13 protein-coding genes, 1 tRNA gene and 4 pseudogenes are annotated in these 21,005 nt (G+C 35.2%); 12 read left to right on the top strand and 6 right to left on the bottom strand.

All coding sequences use genetic code 11. The annotated features are described in order from the left end of the window. The first annotated feature begins 14 nt into the window (after positions 1 to 14). From rplA to N7U66_RS07115, 6 genes and pseudogenes are all read left to right on the top strand, one after another. Positions 15 to 704, top strand: a complete 690-nt coding sequence (gene rplA / locus N7U66_RS07140; RefSeq protein ID WP_267677898.1) for a 50S ribosomal protein L1 — start codon at positions 15 to 17, stop codon at positions 702 to 704. Positions 705 to 723: 19 nt separating this feature from the next. Beyond that, positions 724 to 1,245, top strand: a complete 522-nt coding sequence (gene rplJ, locus N7U66_RS07135) for a 50S ribosomal protein L10 (protein WP_267677897.1) — start codon at positions 724 to 726, stop codon at positions 1,243 to 1,245. A 64-nt stretch (positions 1,246 to 1,309) separates the two neighbouring features. After that, positions 1,310 to 1,681, top strand: coding sequence for a 50S ribosomal protein L7/L12 (gene rplL / locus N7U66_RS07130; protein ID WP_267677896.1), 372 nt, complete (start codon positions 1,310 to 1,312; stop codon positions 1,679 to 1,681). Between the two features lie 126 nt (positions 1,682 to 1,807). Next, positions 1,808 to 5,621, top strand: a pseudogene (gene rpoB, locus N7U66_RS07125) (DNA-directed RNA polymerase subunit beta). A gap of 72 nt (positions 5,622 to 5,693) precedes the next feature. Then, positions 5,694 to 9,990: pseudogene (gene rpoC / locus N7U66_RS07120) on the top strand (DNA-directed RNA polymerase subunit beta'). A gap of 74 nt (positions 9,991 to 10,064) precedes the next feature. After that, positions 10,065 to 10,386 (top strand): annotated as a pseudogene (locus N7U66_RS07115) (DUF3467 domain-containing protein). Positions 10,387 to 10,703: 317 nt separating this feature from the next. On the opposite strand, the pseudogene N7U66_RS07110 reads toward N7U66_RS07115, so the two are convergent. After that, positions 10,704 to 12,293, bottom strand: a pseudogene (locus tag N7U66_RS07110) (peptide chain release factor 3). Positions 12,294 to 12,854: 561 nt separating this feature from the next. On the opposite strand from N7U66_RS07110, the gene idi reads away from it, so the two are divergent. The 5 genes from idi to N7U66_RS07085 all read left to right on the top strand — a co-directional run bounded on the left by idi (position 12,855) and on the right by N7U66_RS07085 (position 15,272). Continuing rightward, positions 12,855 to 13,400, top strand: coding sequence for an isopentenyl-diphosphate Delta-isomerase (idi, locus tag N7U66_RS07105; RefSeq protein ID WP_267677894.1), 546 nt, complete (start codon positions 12,855 to 12,857; stop codon positions 13,398 to 13,400). Positions 13,401 to 13,461: 61 nt separating this feature from the next. Further along, positions 13,462 to 13,872 (top strand): 6-pyruvoyl trahydropterin synthase family protein, encoded by a 411-nt coding sequence (locus N7U66_RS07100; RefSeq protein ID WP_267677893.1) that lies wholly within the window; start codon positions 13,462 to 13,464, stop codon positions 13,870 to 13,872. Between the two features lie 81 nt (positions 13,873 to 13,953). Further along, entirely contained in the window at positions 13,954 to 14,847 is an 894-nt protein-coding gene (locus N7U66_RS07095; protein WP_313791451.1) for a type I phosphomannose isomerase catalytic subunit, read from the top strand. Between the two features lie 27 nt (positions 14,848 to 14,874). After that, positions 14,875 to 15,141 carry a hypothetical protein gene (locus N7U66_RS07090; RefSeq protein WP_267677892.1) on the top strand — a complete coding sequence of 89 codons (267 nt, stop codon included), beginning with the start codon at positions 14,875 to 14,877 and terminating at the stop codon, positions 15,139 to 15,141. 57 nt (positions 15,142 to 15,198) lie between these two features. Next, positions 15,199 to 15,272 (top strand) — tRNA-Thr (locus N7U66_RS07085). Positions 15,273 to 15,388: 116 nt separating this feature from the next. Here N7U66_RS07085 and N7U66_RS07080 read toward each other — a convergent pair. The 5 genes from N7U66_RS07080 to N7U66_RS07060 all read right to left on the bottom strand — a co-directional run bounded on the left by N7U66_RS07080 (position 15,389) and on the right by N7U66_RS07060 (position 20,293). Beyond that, entirely contained in the window at positions 15,389 to 16,093 is a 705-nt protein-coding gene (locus N7U66_RS07080; protein WP_267677891.1) for a DUF4369 domain-containing protein, read from the bottom strand. A gap of 52 nt (positions 16,094 to 16,145) precedes the next feature. Beyond that, positions 16,146 to 17,456 carry a DUF819 family protein gene (locus N7U66_RS07075; RefSeq protein WP_267677890.1) on the bottom strand — a complete coding sequence of 437 codons (1,311 nt, stop codon included), beginning with the start codon at positions 17,454 to 17,456 and terminating at the stop codon, positions 16,146 to 16,148. A 558-nt stretch (positions 17,457 to 18,014) separates the two neighbouring features. Then, positions 18,015 to 18,941 (bottom strand): alpha/beta hydrolase, encoded by a 927-nt coding sequence (locus N7U66_RS07070; RefSeq protein ID WP_267677889.1) that lies wholly within the window; start codon positions 18,939 to 18,941, stop codon positions 18,015 to 18,017. A 389-nt stretch (positions 18,942 to 19,330) separates the two neighbouring features. After that, positions 19,331 to 19,927, bottom strand: a complete 597-nt coding sequence (locus N7U66_RS07065; protein ID WP_267677888.1) for an alpha-ketoglutarate-dependent dioxygenase AlkB family protein — start codon at positions 19,925 to 19,927, stop codon at positions 19,331 to 19,333. 6 nt (positions 19,928 to 19,933) lie between these two features. Then, positions 19,934 to 20,293, bottom strand: coding sequence for a DoxX family protein (locus tag N7U66_RS07060; protein WP_267677887.1), 360 nt, complete (start codon positions 20,291 to 20,293; stop codon positions 19,934 to 19,936). 92 nt (positions 20,294 to 20,385) lie between these two features. Between N7U66_RS07060 and N7U66_RS07055 the strand changes: the two genes are divergently transcribed. After that, positions 20,386 to 21,003 (top strand): M15 family metallopeptidase, encoded by a 618-nt coding sequence (locus tag N7U66_RS07055; protein ID WP_267677886.1) that lies wholly within the window; start codon positions 20,386 to 20,388, stop codon positions 21,001 to 21,003. Positions 21,004 to 21,005 lie beyond the last annotated feature (2 nt).

Here is a 21,005-nt window from a genome sequence, read left to right as displayed (position 1 = left end):
AAAAGATTTTAAAGATGGCAAAAATAACAAAGAAACGTAAAGAAGTAGTCGCTAAATTGGAAAAGGATAAAGTTTATTCTTTACAAGAAGCTTCAACTTTAATAAAAGAAATATCAAATGCTAAGTTTGATGCTTCAGTAGATTTAGCTGTACGCTTAGGAGTAGATCCTAGAAAAGCAAACCAAATGGTAAGAGGTGTTGTGTCTCTTCCACATGGTACAGGTAAAGATGTAAAAGTATTGGCATTAGTTACTCCGGACAAAGAAGCAGAAGCTAAAGAAGCAGGTGCAGATTTCGTTGGTTTAGACGAATACCTTGATAAAATTAAAGGTGGTTGGACAGACGTAGACGTCATCATTACAATGCCAAGTGTTATGGGGAAATTAGGTCCTTTAGGACGTGTATTAGGCCCTCGTGGTTTAATGCCTAACCCAAAGACAGGAACGGTAACTATGGACGTAGCTAAAGCGGTAACTGAAGTGAAAGCTGGTAAAATTGACTTTAAAGTTGATAAAACTGGTATTGTTCACGCTTCAATAGGAAAAGCATCTTTTAGTGCAGACAAAATTGAAGATAACGCAAACGAATTATTAACAACATTAATGAAACTGAAACCAACGGCTTCTAAGGGAATTTATGTAAAAAGCATTTATATGTCTTCTACAATGAGCCCAAGTATAGCAATTGATACGAAAATCGGTTAGTAGTTAAATAACTTTTATTATGACAAGAGAAGAAAAATCACAAGTTATTAAAGAATTAACTGCACAGTTGGCCGATAATGCTAATATTTATTTAGCGGATATATCAGGTTTAAATGCAGGAAATACTTCAGATTTACGTCGTGCTTGTTTTAGAGCAAACGTAAAGCTAGCAGTAGTAAAAAACACATTACTTGAAAAGGCGATGGAAGCTTCAGATAGAGATTTTGGAGCGTTACCATCAACACTTAAGGGTAATACTTCAGTAATGTATTCTGAAACTGGAAATGCTCCAGCTAAAGTAATCAAAGCCTTCCGTAAAAAATCTGAAAAACCTTTATTAAAAGGGGCTTTCATAGAGGAAACGGTTTATATTGGAGACGATCAACTAGATATGTTGGTTGAAATTAAATCAAGAGAAGAATTAATTGGAGACATCGTTGGATTATTACAATCTCCTGCGAAGAACGTTATATCTGCACTTAAATCAAGTGGAGGAAAACTTTCAGGAATTCTTAAAACATTATCTCAAAAAGAGGGATAATTCAAAAAGTACGCACTTAAATACACTTATATTACAATTAAAAATTTATTAAAACGATAGAAAAATGGCAGATTTAAAAGATTTCGCAGAGCAGTTAGTTAACTTAACAGTAAAAGAAGTAAACGAGTTAGCAACTATATTAAAAGATGAATACGGTATTGAGCCTGCAGCAGCAGCTGTAGTAGCTGGACCAGCCGCTGGCGGTGGGGAAGCTGAAGAAGCTCAAACTGAATTCGATGTTATCTTAAAAGCCGCAGGTAGCGCTAAGTTAGCTGTTGTAAAATTAGTTAAAGAATTAACTGGTTTAGGTTTAAAAGAAGCAAAAGGTTTAGTTGATGAGGCACCTAGCCCAATCAAAGAAGGTGTTTCTAAAGATGAAGCAGAAGCTCTTAAAGCTCAGTTAGAAGAGGCAGGAGCAGAGGTAGAGCTTAAGTAAGCTTAGTACCAAAAATTACCAAAGGTTTAGGTCGCGGAGATTACTCTCCAAGACCTAGACCATTTGTCGTATATAGATAATACCTGTATACAAACCTATTTTTTTTAATCAAAATTTCGTCCATTGATGTTAGTAACACAAGCTGAAAGATTAAATTTCTCGTCTATTGTAAATAGAACAGAATATCCGGATTTTATGGATATTCAAATAAAATCCTTCCAGGATTTTTTCCAACTTGAAACAAAATCAGAAGAAAGAGGTAATGAAGGATTGTATAACACCTTCATGGAGAACTTTCCAATTACAGATACTCGTAATCAATTCGTTTTAGAATTCTTAGATTACTTTATAGATCCGCCACGATATACCATTGAAGAGTGTATTGAAAGAGGTCTTACTTATAGCGTTCCATTAAAAGCAAGGTTAAAACTTTATTGTACAGATCCTGAACATGAAGATTTTGAAACCATAGTACAAGATGTGTATTTAGGAACAATACCTTACATGACGCCGTCTCGGTACTTTCTGTATCAATGGTGCAGAACGTGTTGTTGTATCTCAATTGCATAGATCTCCAGGTGTATTTTTCGGACAATCATTTCACGCCAACGGAACAAAATTATATTCAGCAAGAGTTATTCCTTTCAAAGGGTCTTGGATTGAATTCGCGACAGATATCAACCAAGTGATGTATGCTTACATCGATAGAAAGAAAAAATTACCTGTTACCACTCTATTCAGAGCTATTGGCTTTGAAAGAGATAAAGATATTCTTGAAATTTTTGACTTAGCAGAAGAAGTTAAAGTTTCAAAATCTGGATTAAAGAAGTATCAAGGGCGTAAATTAGCCGCACGTGTTTTAAATACGTGGCATGAAGATTTCGTAGATGAAGATACCGGTGAAGTGGTATCTATTGAGCGTAACGAAATTGTACTTGATCGTGATACAGAATTAGATAAAGACAATATTGAAGAAATTCTTGAAGTTGGTGTGAAAACCATTCTTTTACATAAAGAAAGTGCACAACAAGGAGACTACGCAATTATACATAATACGCTTCAAAAAGATCCAACAAACTCTGAAAAAGAAGCCGTAGAACACATCTACAGACAACTACGTAATGCTGAGCCGCCAGATGAGGAAACAGCGCGTGGTATTATAGATAAATTATTCTTTAGTGACCAACGTTACTCTCTTGGAGAAGTAGGGCGTTATAGAATGAATAAAAAATTACAATTAGATATCGGCATGGATAAGCAAGTGCTTACCAAAGAAGATATCATTACAATAATCAAGTACTTAATCGAACTTATTAACTCTAAAGCAGAGATCGATGATATTGATCACTTATCTAACCGTCGTGTACGTACAGTAGGAGAGCAATTATCTCAACAATTTGGAGTTGGTTTAGCACGTATGGCGCGTACTATTCGTGAACGTATGAACGTTCGTGATAACGAAGTCTTTACACCAATCGATTTAATTAATGCCAAGACGTTATCGTCTGTCATTAATTCTTTCTTTGGTACGAACCAGTTGTCTCAATTTATGGATCAAACGAATCCTTTAGCTGAAATTACGCACAAGCGTCGTTTATCAGCATTAGGACCAGGAGGTTTATCTAGAGAAAGAGCAGGGTTTGAGGTACGTGATGTTCACTATACACACTACGGACGTTTATGTCCTATTGAAACACCTGAAGGTCCAAACATTGGATTAATTTCTTCACTTTCGGTTTACGCCAAAGTAAATTCTATGGGATTCATTGAAACACCATATAGAAAAGTTGAAAACGGTGTTGTTGATATTTACGGAACACCTATTTATTTAAGTGCTGAAGAAGAAGAAGGGAAGCTAATTGCGCAAGCAACGGTAAAAGTAGATGATAAAGGAGAAATTCTACACGACAAGGTAATTGCTCGTATGGAAGGTGATTTCCCAGTAATGGACCCTAAAGATATCCATTATACAGATGTAGCACCAAACCAGATTTCATCAATTTCAGCCTCTTTAATTCCGTTCTTAGAACATGATGATGCCAACCGTGCCCTAATGGGATCTAACATGATGCGTCAGGCGGTACCACTATTAAGACCACAAGCGCCTATTGTAGGAACTGGTCTTGAACGTCAAGTAGCATCAGATTCTCGTGTGTTAATTAATGCAGAGGGTGATGGTGTTGTTGAATATGTGGATGCAAAAGAAATTATAATCAAGTACGAGCGTTCGGAAGATGAGGCAAAAGTGAGTTTTGAAAGTGATACAAAATCGTATCCTTTAGTAAAATTCAGAAAAACAAACCAAGGGACTTCTATTAACTTAAAACCTATCGTTAAGAAAGGGGATAAAGTGAAAAAAGGACAGGTTTTATCTGAAGGATATGCCACTCAAAATGGAGAACTTGCTTTAGGAAGAAATATGAAAGTAGCCTTTATGCCATGGAAAGGGTATAACTTTGAGGATGCCATCGTAATTTCAGAAAAAGTAGTACGTGAAGATATATTTACCTCTATACATATTGATGAATACTCATTAGATGTAAGAGATACAAAATTAGGTAACGAAGAGTTGACTAACGATATTCCTAACGTTTCTGAAGAGGCTACAAAAGACCTTGATGAAAATGGAATGATTCGTATTGGTGCAGAAGTAAAACCTGGAGACATCCTTATTGGAAAAATTACTCCAAAAGGGGAATCTGATCCAACACCAGAAGAAAAGTTATTACGTGCCATCTTTGGTGACAAAGCAGGAGATGTTAAAGATGCGTCTTTAAAAGCCTCTCCGTCATTACACGGTGTCGTTATTAACAAGAAGTTATTCTCTCGTGCAATTAAAGATAAACGTAAAAGAGCTCAGGATAAAGAAGATATCGCGCAGTTAGAAGGTATTTATAATGCTAAGTTTGATGAGTTACAAGCCGTTGTAGTTGAAAAATTATTTACGATTGTTAACGGAAAAACATCACAAGGAATCTTTAATGATTTGGGTGAAGAAGTATTACCAAAAGGTAAGAAATTCACACTAAAAATGTTAAATGCTGTTGACGATTATACACACTTAACAGGTGGAACTTGGACCACAGATGATCATACCAATAAATTGGTTGCCGATTTAATTCACAACTATAAGATTAAGGAGAATGATTTACAAGGATCATTACGTCGTGAGAAATTTACGATTTCTGTAGGAGATGAATTACCAGCAGGAATTATCAAATTAGCTAAAGTTTACATCGCTAAGAAACGTAAACTTAAAGTAGGTGATAAAATGGCAGGACGTCACGGAAACAAAGGTATTGTTGCACGTATCGTTCGTCAAGAAGACATGCCGTTTTTAGAAGATGGAACGCCAGTAGATATCGTATTAAATCCATTAGGTGTACCATCGCGTATGAACATTGGACAGATTTACGAAACCGTACTTGGGTGGGCCGGACAAGATTTAGGGCGCACGTATGCTACACCAATTTTTGATGGGGCATCAATTGATCAAATTAATGAATTGACAGACGAGGCTGGAATTCCAAGATATGGGCATACTTACCTATACGATGGAGGAACAGGGATGCGTTTTGATCAACCAGCAACGGTGGGTGTAATCTACATGCTTAAATTAGGGCATATGGTAGACGATAAGATGCACGCACGTTCTATTGGACCGTACTCATTAATTACACAACAACCATTAGGTGGTAAAGCACAATTTGGTGGACAACGTTTTGGTGAGATGGAAGTTTGGGCACTTGAAGCCTATGGCGCATCAAGTACACTTAGAGAAATCTTAACCGTAAAATCTGATGATGTCGTTGGTAGAGCCAAAACTTACGAGGCAATCGTAAAAGGAGAGCCAATGCCAGATCCAGGATTACGAGAATCATTCAACGTACTTATGCACGAATTGAAAGGATTGGCGTTAGACATTAGATTAGAGGAGTAAAAAAATAGTTTACAGTGTTCAGTCAGCAGTAAGTACTGCGACTGAATACTGAATACTGAAAACTATAAAGAAATGGCAAGAAAGCAAGATAAGAATACAGTACAGAGATTTAACAAAATCTCAATTGGCTTAGCCTCACCGAGTCTATTTTAGCAGAGTCTAGAGGTGAAGTTTTAAAGCCAGAAACTATTAATTATCGTACACATAAACCAGAACGAGACGGTTTATTTTGTGAGCGTATTTTTGGTCCTGTAAAAGACTACGAATGTGCTTGTGGTAAATATAAAAGAATTCGCTACAAAGGTATTGTTTGTGACCGTTGTGGTGTAGAAGTAACAGAAAAGAAAGTACGTCGTGATCGCGTAGGACACATCAATTTAGTGGTGCCTGTTGCTCATATTTGGTACTTCCGTTCGTTACCAAACAAAATAGGTTATTTATTAGGGTTACCATCTAAGAAATTAGATATGATTATTTACTACGAACGTTATGTAGTGATTCAACCAGGTAATGCTAAAAATGGCGAAGGAGAGCCATTGCAAAAAATGGACTTCTTAACAGAAGAAGAGTATTTAAATATTTTAGAAACGCTTCCTCAGGATAATAACTATTTAGAAGACGCAGACCCTAACAAGTTTATTGCTAAAATGGGTGCTGAATGTCTTATCGACTTATTGGCTCGTATCGATTTAGATGCTTTATCTTTTGAATTACGCCATAAAGCGAATACAGAAACATCTAAACAACGTAAAACGGAAGCTTTAAAGCGTCTTCAAGTTGTAGAAGCGTTACGTGAGTCTAATAACAATCGTGAAAATCGTCCAGAATGGATGATCTTAAAGGTTGTGCCAATAATTCCACCGAATTAAGACCTTTAGTACCTTTAGATGGTGGCCGTTTTGCAACTTCAGATTTAAATGATTTATACCGTCGTGTTATTATCCGTAACAACCGTCTTAAGAGATTGGTTGAGATAAAAGCACCGAAGTGATTTTACGTAATGAAAAACGTATGTTACAAGAATCTGTAGATTCATTATTAGATAACACACGTAAATCATCAGCAGTAAAAACCGATTCTAACAGACCGTTAAAATCGTTATCAGATTCGCTTAAAGGTAAGCAAGGACGTTTCCGTCAAAACTTACTAGGTAAGCGTGTTGATTATTCTGCACGTTCGGTAATTGTTGTAGGACCGAATTGAAATTATTTGAATGTGGTCTTCCAAAAAATATGGCTGCCGAACTTTACAAGCCATTCATCATTCGTAAATTAATCGAAAGAGGAATTGTAAAAACTGTAAAGTCAGCTAAGAAAATTATAGACAAAAAAGAGCCAGTGGTTTGGGATATCTTGGAAAATGTTCTTAAAGGACATCCAGTATTACTAAACCGTGCGCCTACGCTTCACCGATTAGGTATCCAGGCTTTCCAGCCAAAACTTATTGAAGGTAAAGCAATACAATTACACCCATTAGTGTGTACAGCCTTTAACGCCGATTTCGATGGTGACCGAGATGGCAGTACACTTACCGTTAGGACCGGAAGCTATTTTAGAGTGTCAACTATTAATGTTGGCCTCACACAATATCTTAAATCCAGCAAACGGTTCACCAGTAACAGTACCTTCTCAGGATATGGTACTTGGTCTATATTACATGACCAAGCTACGTTTATCAACACCGAAGTGCCTGTAAAAGGTGAAGGATTAACTTTTTATTCGGCTGAGGAAGTAAATATCGCTTACAACGAGCAAAAAGTGGATTTAAATGCACAAATTAAAGTGCGTACCATGGACTTTAATGCAGAGGGTGACTTGGTGCCACAAATTATTGAAACAACTACCGGACGTGTATTGTTTAATGAAAAAGTACCAGCTGCCGCAGGTTATGTTAATGAAGTATTAACTAAGAAATCTCTTAGAGATATTATTGGTGAAATATTAAAACTAACCAGTGTACCAGAAACAGCTGCTTTCTTAGATGAAATTAAGACTTTAGGATATAATTTTGCCTTTAGAGGTGGATTGTCGTTTAGTTTAGGTGATATTATTATCCCACCGGAAAAGCAATCAATGATTGATGCGGCCAATAAAAAGGTGGACGCGATTACTGGTAACTATAACATGGGTCTTATTACAAATAACGAACGTTATAACCAAGTTATTGATATCCGGACCTCTACAAATGCAGAGTTAACCGAGTTGTCTATGAAGCGTATTCGTGAAGACCAACAAGGATTTAACTCGGTATATATGATGCTTGATTACGGAGCCCGTGGTTCTAAAGAACAGATTCGTCAGTTAACTGGTATGCGTGGATTAATGGCAAAGCCTAAAAAGTCTAATGCCGGTGGTGGAGAAATTATTGAAAATCCAATTCTTTCTAACTTTAAAGAAGGACTTTCAATTTTAGAATACTTTATTTCTACTCACGGTGCGCGTAAAGGTCTTGCCGATACCGCATTAAAAACAGCCGATGCAGGGTACTTAACGCGTCGTTTAGTTGATGTGTCTCAAGATGTTATTGTAAACAGTGAAGACTGTGGTACATTAAGAGGTGTTGAAGTAACAGCATTAAAGAAAAATGATGAAGTTGTAGAGAAGTTACAAGAACGTATTGTAGGTCGTGTAGCACTTAACGATGTTTATAACCCTATTACTGAAGAGCTCTTAGTTGAAGCAGGTGATTTAATCAATGATGCTATTGCAGCTAAAATTCAGAATTCTCCAGTAGATACTGTAGAAGTGCGTTCACCTTTAAGTTGTGAAGCTAAACAAGGTATCTGTGCACAGTGTTACGGAAGAAACTTAGCGACCAATAAAATGGTACAACGTGGCGAAGCTGTTGGTGTTGTGGCAGCACAGTCTATTGGTGAACCAGGAACACAGTTAACCTTACGTACTTTCCACGTGGGTGGTATTGCAGGTAACATTTCTGAAGTCAATAATCTTGCGGTTAAGTTTGATGGTATCGCTGAGATTGAAGAATTAAAGACGGTAAAAGGAACGGATAAAGAAGGTAAAGAAGTAAATATTGTAATCTCTCGTACTTCAGAATTGAAGTTGGTAGATAAGAAAACAGGAATTACTTTAAGTACTAACAATATTCCTTATGGTTCTACAGTATTTGTTGAAGATGGTGATAAGCTAAAAGCGGGAGATGTTGTTTGTTCATGGGATCCATATAACGGTGTTATTATTTCAGAATTTGCTGGTAAAGTAAGATATGAAAATATTGAGCAAGGGGTTACTTATCAAGTTGAAATTGATGAGCAAACAGGCTTCCAAGAAAAAGTAATTTCAGAATCTAGAAATAAGAAGTTGATTCCAACGCTTATTGTAGAAGATGCTAAGGGTGAAGCGATTCGATCTTACAACTTACCAGTAGGAGCACACATTATGATTGACGATGGAGAGAAAATTAAGATTGGTAAAATCTTAGTTAAAATTCCTCGTAAATCTGCTAAATCCGGTGATATTACTGGAGGTTTACCAAGAGTAACCGAGTTATTTGAAGCACGTAACCCGTCTAATCCAGCTGTAGTAAGTGAGATTGATGGTGTGGTTTCTTTCGGAAAAATAAAGAGAGGTAATCGTGAGATTATCGTAGAATCTAAACTAGGAGATATTAAGAAATACTTGGTTAAATTATCGAATCAAATTCTTGTACAAGAAAATGATTTCGTTAAAGCCGGTATGCCACTATCAGATGGTTCTATTACCCCTAATGATATTTTAAACATTAAAGGCCCAGCAGCGGTGCAACAATACTTAGTGAACGAAGTGCAAGAAGTATACCGTTTACAAGGGGTGAAAATTAACGATAAGCACTTCGAAGTTGTTGTAAGACAAATGATGCGTAAAGTGAGAATTATTGACTCGGAGATACTATTTTCTTAGAAGATCAATTAGCACATAAAGCAGATTTTATTGAAGAAAACGATGCTATTTTTGGTAAGAAAGTCGTGGAGAACGCAGGAGATTCTTCTAACTTAAAAGAAGGTCAGATTATAACGGCTTTCGAATTAAGGGATGAAAATTCTTTATTACGACGTGAAGATAAAAACCTAGTTGAGGCTCGTGATGCGAGATCAGCAACGGCAACGCCAATACTTCAGGGTATTACACGTGCTTCTTTACAGACGAAATCGTTTATTTCTGCAGCGTCTTTCCAAGAAACAACTAAAGTTCTTAACGAAGCAGCAGTTGCCGGTAAAATAGATACTTTAGAAGGTCTTAAAGAAAATGTAATTGTAGGTCACAGAATTCCAGCAGGAACAGGAATGCGTGCCTATGATAACATTATCGTAGGTTCTAAGGAAGAGTTTGACCAAATGATGCAAGCTAAAAAAGAAGTAAATTATAATTAATTGATTTCTTAAATATTAATAACAAAAGAATCCTGCTCAATAAGCGGGATTCTTTATTTAAAATTTAAAATATTATGGCAGATAACAATGATAATAAACCGAAACAAAATCAGATTAATATTGAATTAGATGAAAAAGTAGCAGAAGGTACGTATTCTAATTTAGCCATTATAAACCATTCTGTTTCAGAGTTTGTTGTAGATTTTGTAAGTATAATGCCTGGAACACCTAAGAGTAAAGTAAAATCCGAGAATCATCTTAACACCACAGCATGCAAAACGATTATTAAAGGCATTGAATGATAATGTTAAGCGTTTTGAACAAGCTCATGGGGAAATTAAAGATTACGAGCAGCCGCCAATTCCACTTAACTTTGGGCCAACAGGTCAAGCCTAATGTATAAATTGCAATAGTATTTTAAACCGATCTATTAAAGGTGCTCGACATGTTTTTTTAGAGCAGCCGCCAATCCCACTTAACTTTGGGCCAACAGGTCAGGCTTAATTTGGTCTTAGTAGTACGTGGTTTTATAATCAATAGTTAACGAGATTAGTATAAAAAAATCCTCTAATTTTAAATTAGAGGATTTTTTATTTAAGGTATTTTATTTTTAAATAGATAGCTCCTATAAAATAGACGGATGTTTAAAATTCACCACTTTATTATCATGATAGAAAACACTGGACGTATTAAAAAATGGCTAGAATAGAGGTTTAGTCAAACTCCGAAACATAGTGAAATTTAATGCTAGGGTATTTTTGCTGCGTCATTTGTAGTGAAAAAGCAGAATCGGCTAAAAATACCAATTGATTTCTTTTGTCTTTTGCAAGAAAACGTTGCTTTACCCTTAAAAACTCTTTGTATTCCGCATTTTTTGGATCTTTAGGGTCAACCCAACACGCTTTATGTACATTTAAATTTTCATAGGTACATTTTGCTCCATATTCATGTTCTAATCGGTATTGAATCACCTCATATTGTAAAGCGCCTACAGTACCAATCACTTTTCTACCGTTTAATTCAAGTGTAAACAATTGCGCGACACCTTCATCCATCAATTGGTCAATTCCTTTGAATAATTGTTTAGATTTTAATGGATCTGCATTGTTAATATATCTAAAATGTTCCGGTGAAAAACTAGGCACTCCTTTATAATTAAGGACTTCTCCTTCGGTTAAAGTATCTCCAATTTTAAACGTTCCAGTATCCTGTAATCCCACGATATCTCCAGGATAAGAGATGTCTACTATTTCTTTCTTTTCAGCAAAAAAAGCATTAGGACTAGAGAATTTTACTTTTTTATTATGTCTTACATGTAAATAGGGCGTGTTGCGTTTAAACTCGCCGAGAGACAATTTTTACAAATGCCAAACGATTTCTGTGATTGGGATCCATGTTGGCATGTATTTTAAATACGAAACCAGTAAATTTATCTTCATCGGGTTTTACTAAACGCTCTTCGCTCTTTTTTGCTCTTGGTTTTGGAGCGATTTCAACGAAGCAATCTAAGAGTTCTCGCACTCCAAAACTATTTAAGGCTGAACCAAAAAAGACAGGCTGTAATGTCCCCTCCAAGTACGCTTCATTATTAAATTTAGGATAAATACCTTCTACCAGTTCTAGTTCCTCGCGAAGCGTTTCAGCCGCCTTATCACCAATTAATGTATTTAATTCTTTAGAATTGAGATCAGAAATCTCAATGGTTTCCTCGATGTTTTTCCTGCTATCTCCACTAAATAAATTGATGTTTTTCTCCCGGATATTATAAATCCCTTTAAAATCATAACCCATACCAATCGGGAAGCTTAGAGGCGTTACTTTGAGTCCTAATTTCTGTTCAATTTCATCTAATAATTCGAAGGCATCTTTACCTTCTCGATCCATTTTGTTAATGAATACAATCATTGGAATGTTGCGCATGCGACAGACTTCTACTAATTTTTCAGTTTGCTCTTCCACACCTTTCGCCACATCAATTACAACAATAACACTGTCTACAGCCGTTAATGTTCTAAAGGTATCTTCAGCAAAATCTTTGTGTCCTGGCGTATCCGAATATTAATTTTTATTCCGTCATACTCAAAGGCAAGTACCGAGGTTGCAACAGAAATACCACGCTGACGCTCAATCTCCATAAAATCACTGGTAGCACCTTTCTTAATTTTATTGCTTTTTACGGCACCCGCTTCTTGAATGGCACCTCCAAATAGTAATAATTTTTCAGTTAAAGTCGTCTTTCCTGCATCAGGATGCGATATAATACCAAAGGTTCTTCTTCTTTTGATTTCGTCTAAAAACTTCATAAACATAATTTGTGCAAATATACTTTTAATGTTTCTAAATGAATAAAATTCCGCAGGGTTAAGTTGTATTTAATTATGTATTCATGCGGCAATAGTGGATAACAAATTTTATTTTCAAAATCAAAATGGTAGGCCATGCTCATTTTGTTTTTATTGTCACTGTACGTTTTTAAGCGTAGGAGGTTTTTTTAGAATGCAACGAAGCCAATGGGACACAAAAGTTTTGGGTGATACAAAGCGTACTCATAGCTTGTAGCAGCAAATAAAGATGGATGGGTTAATCGATAAATGAGGTGTTCTAATGGACGTACTCTTGGAGAAGGCTGTTATGACTTATACATCTATACAAGTGGGTTTTAACAGCTTGATGTGCTAACAAAGGGATCCCAGGAGAGTATAAGGGGTGTCTTTTTATGCACTCAATCATTAAATAATATCAAGCGCACTCATTCTATAAGGATTGCTATTGCTATTGGTAATACTTTTACGAGTATTAAAATAAACATAAAACGAAGAGATTCTTTCCTCTATTTTGTAAATTTGTGTTCCTCAATTAAGAAAATGACAGAAGAAAAAGTAATTCTAGTAAACGAAAAAGACGAGCAAATAGGCTTAATGCCAAAAATGGAAGCCCATGAGAAAGCACTGTTGCATCGTGCGTTTTCTGTATTTGTTTTTAATGAAAAGAATGAACTCATGCTTCAACAACGCGCTTTGAGTAAGTACCATTCCCCTGGTTTATGGACCAATACCTGCTGCAGTCATCAAAGAGAAGGAGAAAGTAATTTAGAAGCTGGTAAAAGACGTTTAATGGAAGAGATGGGTTTTGTAACCCCTCTAACCGAAAAGATGTCGTTTATTTACAAAGCACCTTTTGACAATGGGTTAACCGAACATGAATTAGATCATATCATGGTGGGGTATTTTAATGCAGAACCCAATATAAACAAAACAGAGGTCGAAGCATGGAAATGGATGTCCTTAGAGGCTGTAAAAACAGATATTAAAAAGCAACCGGATTTATACACCGCCTGGTTTAAAATTATCTTTGATAAGTTTTATCAGTTTATAAATATTACCGATGTCTCTTTTGAAACAAAAAAATGAGGATTTCAAACGAGAAGGTAAAGCGGTTTTAGGTAATTATTAAAACAATAAGTAGAGAGGTATGAAGGTTACTGTAAGTAGAAGGGCACATTTTAATGCCGCCCATAGATTATATAGGAAGGATTGGAGTTCGGAGAAAAATGATGCCATTTTTGGAAAGTGTAATAATCCTAACTTTCATGGTCACAATTACGAGTTGATAGCCAGTGTAACTGGAGAAATAGATCAAGAAACGGGTTATGTAGTTGATGTAAAGGTTTTAAAAGAGATTATTAAAACCGAAATTGAAGACGCTTTCGATCATAAAAATTTAAATTTAGATGTTCCGGAGTTTAGAGACCTGAATCCAACAGCAGAAAACATTGTAGTCATTATATATCAAAAAATTAAATCCAAATTAGATTCAAAACTTGATTTAGAAGTGACGCTTTATGAAACACCTCGCAATTTTGTAAGCTATTCAGGAAAATAGTATGACTCATAACCTCTATCCATTAAAGTTTAAGCCCATCCTAAAAGATAAAATGCGGGAGGTAGGAAACTACAGTCATTATTGAATAAAGAGAGTGATTCTTTTGCAGTTGGAGAAAGTTGGGAAATTAGTGATGTTGAAGGAGATATCTCACTGGTTGCAAATGGAGCCCATAAAAACAAATCACTTAAATTTTTATTAGAATCCTTCGAATCAGAGTTAATTGGTAAAAGGAACCATGAAATTTTTGGTAATACATTCCCGCTGCTCATTAAATTTATTGATGCTAAAGAAAATTTATCTATTCAGTTACACCCTAATGATACCTTGGCTGCCGAACGCCATGATTCTTACGGAAAAACAGAAATGTGGTACGTTATGCAAGCAGACCACGATGCCAAACTTATCGTCGGGTTTAATCAAAAAATGACGCCTGAAATTTATTTAAAACATTTAAAAGAGAAAACACTCCCTGAGATATTAAATTTTGAAAAAGTAAAGCCAGGTGATGCCTATTTTATTGAAGTGGGACGTATACATGCTATAGGAGCAGGAGTACTGTTAGCTGAAATACAACAAACCAGTGATATAACCTACCGTATTTATGATTGGGATAGAAAAGATAGCGACGGTAATGCACGTGATTTACATAATGATTTAGCTTTAGATGCCATCAATTTTAATATGGATGATGATTTTAGAGTGCGCTATTCACAGACAGAAAATGAGGCTAATAACATGGTAAGTTGTGCTTACTTTACAACGAATCATTTAGCAGTAAGTAATAAAACACTATACAAGGAAAATAGATTCGATTCTTTTATGGTTTATCTATGTGTTGATGGAGAAGCTACTATAAAAGTAGATAACCATAGAGAAACACTCTTGAAGGGAGAAACGGTACTAATCCCAGCGTGTTTCAAGGCCTATGAAATTAGTGCGAAAAAAGCAACGTTATTAGAAGTTTATGTTTAATTTTGCGCAAAATTAAATTTTATTATTATGGCAAATAAAAGAGACCTAAAAAAAGACATTAATTATGTTTTAGGTGACATTATTGAAGCAGTTTACGTTTGGGAATACTCAAATTCCTCTAAAGACACAAAAGAAAGTGAGAAAATCATTGATGATGCAATTGCAACGTTTGATGACTTAATAGCAAGAGTTAATGCTAATCCTAAAGAAAATAAAAAAGCACACTTTAAGTCAATTAGCTCAGAACTAGAGACTAAAGGACGTGAACTTATCGAAAGAATAAATAAGCTTTAAAATTTTTAAAAAAATGTTTGTAGATATGAAATTGAAATTTATATTTGCACTCGTTTCGCCGATGTAGCTCAGCTGGCTAGAGCAGCTGATTTGTAATCAGCAGGTCGTGGGTTCGAGTCCCTCCATCGGCTCTAACAAACTCCAATCATGTTTTGATTGGAGTTTTTTTATGTCATTATTTGAAATAAAAAAAACCTTTCTAAAAAGAAAGGCTTGATGTTTTACAAAATAAAGAGCTGCACTAATATTATTGTTCTTCTTGCTTTATTCTATCAACGAAGCGTTGCAGTGCTTTGCCGTAAAGAGATTCTTTAATGTTAGGTGTCAACGAATTGTTTACCGTGTCTAAGAGCTTAATATTTGCATTATATAATTCGGTTAAAGCGATATATGGAGCCACTTCATTATCTTTATTATTAATCGCAAAATTAACACTATATAGATATTTTCGCCTTTCTAAGCTTTTATAGGCTTTTTCAGTTTTTAGTATTAAAGCAGTATCCTGAGCTTTTGACGCGTTAAAATTTTCTTGAATTAAATCTAAATTCTGATTATTGAATTTAGATAATACTTCTCTGTACTCATTTAGAACTGCTTGCTGTTTAGAACCAGTCACTTTTGCATCAAAAACAAAGTTCTTTAGTGTTGTGCTAATTTCTGTGATGCCTTTGTTACCAAAAAATGAAATCCGACCCTTATCGTTATCGTTTTTATCAAGATATAGATAGAAAAGTTCACGCTCTGTAATATCACTTTCTAATTCAAAATGTGACTGTCCATCTATTTTTAAAGAATCGACGGTTATTAATAAGCTATCTTTCGCTTTCTTTAAATAGACGGTTCCTTTTTTTAAGCCTTTAATGTTGCCTTTTACAATAAGTTTGTCTGATGACGTCTCATTTCCACAAGAAAACAGAAGACATAAACAGGTTAATACTAATAATTTTTGCATGAGTGTTGTTTGATTTTAAGAGCGCAAATATGCTATAAAAATTCATTAAATACTAGCCGGCAGCCGCTAATTCCATTAAAATTGTGCACCCTATGGCGGCTATGGTACCAACAGCATAGCCAAATACCGCTAATAATACACCAACTGTAGCTAAAGAAGGATGAAAAGCCGATGCCACTATAGGGGCCGACGCCGCACCACCAACATTAGCCTGACTGCCTACGGCTAAGAAAAAATAGGGTGCCTTGATGAGCTTAGCAACAAAAATTAGAAGTAAAGCATGTATGGACATCCAAATGACCCCTACAGCGATGAGACCCACATTATCGAAAATAAGGGCTAAATCCATTTTCATACCAATGGATGCGACTAGGATATAAATAAACACACTTCCATATTTGCTAGCCCCAGCACCTTCGTAATTTTTTGCTTTGGTAAACGATAGTAGTATAGCAATAATCGTCGCAATACTAATCATCCAAAAGAATTTAGAACCAAGAAAGGTGAATATGTTTTTAGTCGTTGGGGATTCTATATTAGAAACTACCCGATCGAAAAAAGGCGCTAAGAAATCGGCCCCTAAATGCGCAAGGCCAACTGATCCAAAGGCAATAGCAGCAATAATCATTAAGTCTGTTAGCGAGGGATTCCGTTCTATTTTAGCCGAAAATTTTGAAACCTTCTCTTTCAACGCTACTATTGAGGAGTTATCGGCTTTCAGCCATTTATTAATGCGATCAGATTTTCCAATCCCAATAAGTAAAATCGCCATCCACACATTGGCTACCACAATGTCTACAAATACCATTGTGCCATATTTTGCTTGATTATAGCCGAATATTTCTAACATAGCCGTTTGGTTGGCACCGCCACCTATCCAGCTTCCAGCTAAGGTTGATAGGCCTCTCCATACGGCATCCGGTCCTGCACCTCCTACAGTTTGTGGAGATACCATAGAAATTAATAATATGGCAATGGGACCCCCAATAATAATTCCAATGGTTCCTGTAAAAAACATCACCAAAGCTCTCCAACCTAAATTAAATACGGCTTTCAAGTTAATACTTAATGTCATTAGAACTAATGCAGCAGGTAATAGATAACGACTGGCCACAAAATAGAGGTTTGATTTTCCCTTAACGGTTTCTCCTGCATCATTTAGAAATTCCCATTCCGGAGCAATCAAACCAATGGTTGTAAACAAAGCTGGGAGCATATATGCCATAAAGAGACCAGGTACAATTTTGTAAAATTTTTCCCAAAAACCACCTTTTAGTGATTCGGTATAAAATATAAACCCTAAGCTTATCATCAAAACACCAAAAATGATAGTATCATTGGTAAATAAAGGAGCTGTATTCATTTTTTTTAATTTAGTTCGTGCAAAATAAGGATTTAAAACAGGATAAAAAAAAACAGAAAATAAAGTTTGGCACACTAATTGAATATTTATAATAGTAATTACTTACAGTGACTTTTTTAAAGTGTGGTTACTTTAGAAAACGAGTAGTAATTACAATATTTTTGGTTGGTTAGTAAGAAAAAGCATTCCTCTAGGAATGCTTTTTCTATTCATGACGGTTTGGTAATAGAAGTTGTAAACGTTAAATATTTCTCAAAAACATACTAGTATAATACGATAGCTAAGTTTGGCACGTTAATTGAAATATACTTTATATAATTATTGACGTTGATCATTTTAAGGTGTGGTTACCTTAAACTAGGAGTAATAATTATCATATTTTTGGTTGGTTAGTATGAAAAAGCATCTCTTTTAGAGGTGCTTTTTCTGTTATAGGAGACTTTTTGAAACCATTTGGGGAGTTAAAAGGCATTCATAGTTCATTTTGAGTACAGGGTATAAAAAGCATCACGAATTTTAGTGCATTTCAAACAGAAAAAATGTCAAATTAATGACTTTTTATTTTATGAAGTCGATAATACTATCAAACAAATCGAAAGAAAGGGCTCTTGAAGATTCATTATAAGATTTCGAGTTCTCTAAATCATCACCTTCTATTGGCACTAAAACATGGTTCATGTTTTCAATGATTTTTAACGTAGCTTTTGGTGCCGCCTCTTTTAGAAGTTGTGCTTCAGCCTCAGAAACTTGTAAATCTTTAGTGCCATTAATAATGAGAATGGGCATGTCGAGTTTTTTTATTTCCTCTTGAGGTTTATAAAACATCCAATTGGAAATAAAAGGTTGAATCTCTATATTAAAAATAGAAGCTAGAGCAGGTGGGAAGTCATTCGTTGTTTTTCCTTCTGCTAGTATTTTAAAAACACGTTTTGTATCTTCAGTAAGCATAGGAGCTGTTTTTTCAACCTGTTCTATAATTACTTGATCGATAGATTGACCAGCTCCTGCTAATGAAATAAAACCATTGGCTTTGTTTTTCGCGGCTAGCATGCCTACTAAGCTCCCTTGACTATGTCCCATAACATAAATTTTATTAAATGTTTCGAGTGCTTTAAAATAGTCAATCACTGAAACTGCATCGGTTACAAAATCATCAAACTGAATGTTTTTATCTACGTTGCCTTTTCGTATTTGTTTAACAATGCGCTTGTCGTATCTAAAGGTAGCAATGTTTCTATTGGAGAGTCCTTCTGCCAATTTCTTAAGCGCATTTCCTTTTAAAAAATTTTGATTCCCATCTCTATCTGTTGGGCCTGAACCAGCAATTATTATAACCAAATGAGGTTTTCTTATAGCATTAGGGGAGAGTAGGGTTCCATCGATGAATTTATTTACAGAAACATCTTGTGAAGAAAAGTTTTTTTCTTGAGAAAAAACCAAATGGATACTACCAATTAAAATAAATAAAAACAGTTTCATTTTCATAATTTGAATGTTGTATAAAACAATATAGTTACAAATGGGATGCCAAAGAGAACAATTATACACAAATTTACTTTAATTGTTTTGGGATAAAACAGAGTTTACTTAATTTTTTATAAATGTCGTATTTCATCGGTTAATCTGTGTTTTTAATCTGAACTTGTTAAAATTTCATGTATTTCATCGAAATAACATACTCTTAAACGTCCAAATTCGAATTTCTACCCTACATTTGAAGTGTACTAGAATTCATACTTTTAGTTCAATGGATTAATTAATTAATATTTGCAGCGCTTTTAGTTGATATAGAGACCCTAAATCTACGAAAAACATATAATTGCAAATAGCGGAAAACCGAAGTTGAGGGACTTCGGTTTTTTTGTGTTTAATTGTTATTTAATCACTCTGAAAGTAAGGTTAATTCTAGGTTGTACGTTTTTTTTTGTTTTTGCTATTTGATGTAACCAATGGTGTTGTGTCTCCCCTTTCATAAGCAATAGACTACCAGCTTCTAATAACATTTTATGCTTGAGTGATTTGTTTGTTTTGTGTTTTAAATGAAAAGTTCTGCACCCGCCAAAACTCACAGAAGCAATAATAGGATTTTTTCCTAACGCTTTCTCGTTATCGGCATGCCAACCGTTACTATCTTGGCCAGTGCGATACAAATTTGCCAAACAGGTGGTAAAACGCGTTTCAGTAACGGTTTCTATTTTTTGTTTTATCGCCAACAAATCTTCAGAGAATACATTGGGATACATAGTGATGTTTGAATAACTATAAGGTTTTTTGTTATTTGCAAAGAGGGCTGTTAGTCTTGGCTGTTGATGTGTTTTTCCAAAAATAGTTATGTCGTCCTGTTGCCAGTTGGTATGCTTTAAGATATTTTCAAAATATTCAAGGGCCTGTTCTATAGAAAAGAAATTAGGGAAATAACTAATCTCAGCATCTGGTAAGTTTAATTTTATTTCTTCAGAAGGAAATAACATGATGGGTTACAATTTAAGATACCAATACGCCCAGTACATTAAACCAAATTGCAAAGGTATACGCAAAAGCAGGATCCACTTTGGTATACCAGCGGAAGCTTTCTCTCCGGTTAACATATAAACATGTACCATTAAAAAAAACAGGAGCATCAAGATAATACCGTAAACGGAAAAGTCTTTTAATAAGGGAATACATAAGCCTATACCCAACATAATTTCGGCGATACCACTCAGTTTTACTAGTAGTTTATGATTTGGCAGATACCGTGGCATAATGCGCAAATAGGCTTTTGGTTTTATAAAGTGCATAATGCCTGCAAAAATATAGATTACAGCCATTAAGTAAAGATGCCAAGGAAATATCATAGGTCATTAAATTTTTTTCTAAATTAGCATATAAAATGGTTTTATGCGATACTTCTATAGCTTTTTACTAACACTTTCTTCCTTTTTTTGTTTTGCACAATTACCGAGAGGGTTTTGTGTATGTCAAGGACGTTATTCCTACCATCCAAACCGAACTGCGCTATTGTGGTACCAATAATTTTGTGGGAACACCTATAGATGGTTACGTTAATTCTGTGGCAATTTTAACTTTAGAAGCGGCTGCTGCTTTAAAAAAAGCACAAACAAAATTGGCCAAACAAAATTTGTCAATTTTGATTTATGATGCTTACCGGCCACAAGCTGCTGTTAATCATTTTGTACGCTGGGCAAAAGTGGAGCGTGATACGCTAATGAAGGGTGTTTTTTATCCAGATGTACAAAAGAAAAACCTATTTAAGGAGGGCTATATAGCTTCAAAATCAAGGCACAGCAGTGGAAGTACTTTAGATATCACAATCGCTAATTTAGAAACCGGAATCCCTTTAGATATGGGGTCTCCTTATGATTTTTTTGGTAGTGCCTCTTGGATAAAAAACAGTAACTTAAACACCACACAGCGTGTAAATCGACAACTGCTTCAAAAAGTAATGGCAGATCATGGGTTTAGAAATTACGCCCAAGAATGGTGGCATTTTACTTTAAGAGGCGAACCCTATCGCAATCAATATTTTGATTTTTTTGTAGAGTAATT

Origin of the sequence: Lacinutrix neustonica (assembly GCF_026625145.1) — a bacterium.
GTDB lineage: Bacteria > Bacteroidota > Bacteroidia > Flavobacteriales > Flavobacteriaceae > Lacinutrix > Lacinutrix neustonica.
This window is presented reverse-complemented; position numbering and strand designations above follow the sequence as displayed.

Excerpts from the sequence above, each read along its gene's own strand:
- rplL (WP_267677896.1), top strand. The coding sequence starts at position 1,310 with ATGGCAGATTTAAAAGATTTCGCAGAGCAGTTAGTTAACTTAACAGTA.
- rplA (WP_267677898.1), top strand. The coding sequence starts at position 15 with ATGGCAAAAATAACAAAGAAACGTAAAGAAGTAGTCGCTAAATTGGAA.
- N7U66_RS07100 (WP_267677893.1), top strand. The coding sequence starts at position 13,462 with ATGAAGGTTACTGTAAGTAGAAGGGCACATTTTAATGCCGCCCATAGA.
- N7U66_RS07080 (WP_267677891.1), bottom strand. The coding sequence starts at position 16,093 with ATGCAAAAATTATTAGTATTAACCTGTTTATGTCTTCTGTTTTCTTGT.
- N7U66_RS07075 (WP_267677890.1), bottom strand. The coding sequence starts at position 17,456 with ATGAATACAGCTCCTTTATTTACCAATGATACTATCATTTTTGGTGTT.
- idi (WP_267677894.1), top strand. The coding sequence starts at position 12,855 with ATGACAGAAGAAAAAGTAATTCTAGTAAACGAAAAAGACGAGCAAATA.
- N7U66_RS07065 (WP_267677888.1), bottom strand. The coding sequence starts at position 19,927 with ATGTTATTTCCTTCTGAAGAAATAAAATTAAACTTACCAGATGCTGAG.
- N7U66_RS07070 (WP_267677889.1), bottom strand. The coding sequence starts at position 18,941 with ATGAAAATGAAACTGTTTTTATTTATTTTAATTGGTAGTATCCATTTG.
- N7U66_RS07090 (WP_267677892.1), top strand. The coding sequence starts at position 14,875 with ATGGCAAATAAAAGAGACCTAAAAAAAGACATTAATTATGTTTTAGGT.
- rplJ (WP_267677897.1), top strand. The coding sequence starts at position 724 with ATGACAAGAGAAGAAAAATCACAAGTTATTAAAGAATTAACTGCACAG.
- N7U66_RS07060 (WP_267677887.1), bottom strand. The coding sequence starts at position 20,293 with ATGATATTTCCTTGGCATCTTTACTTAATGGCTGTAATCTATATTTTT.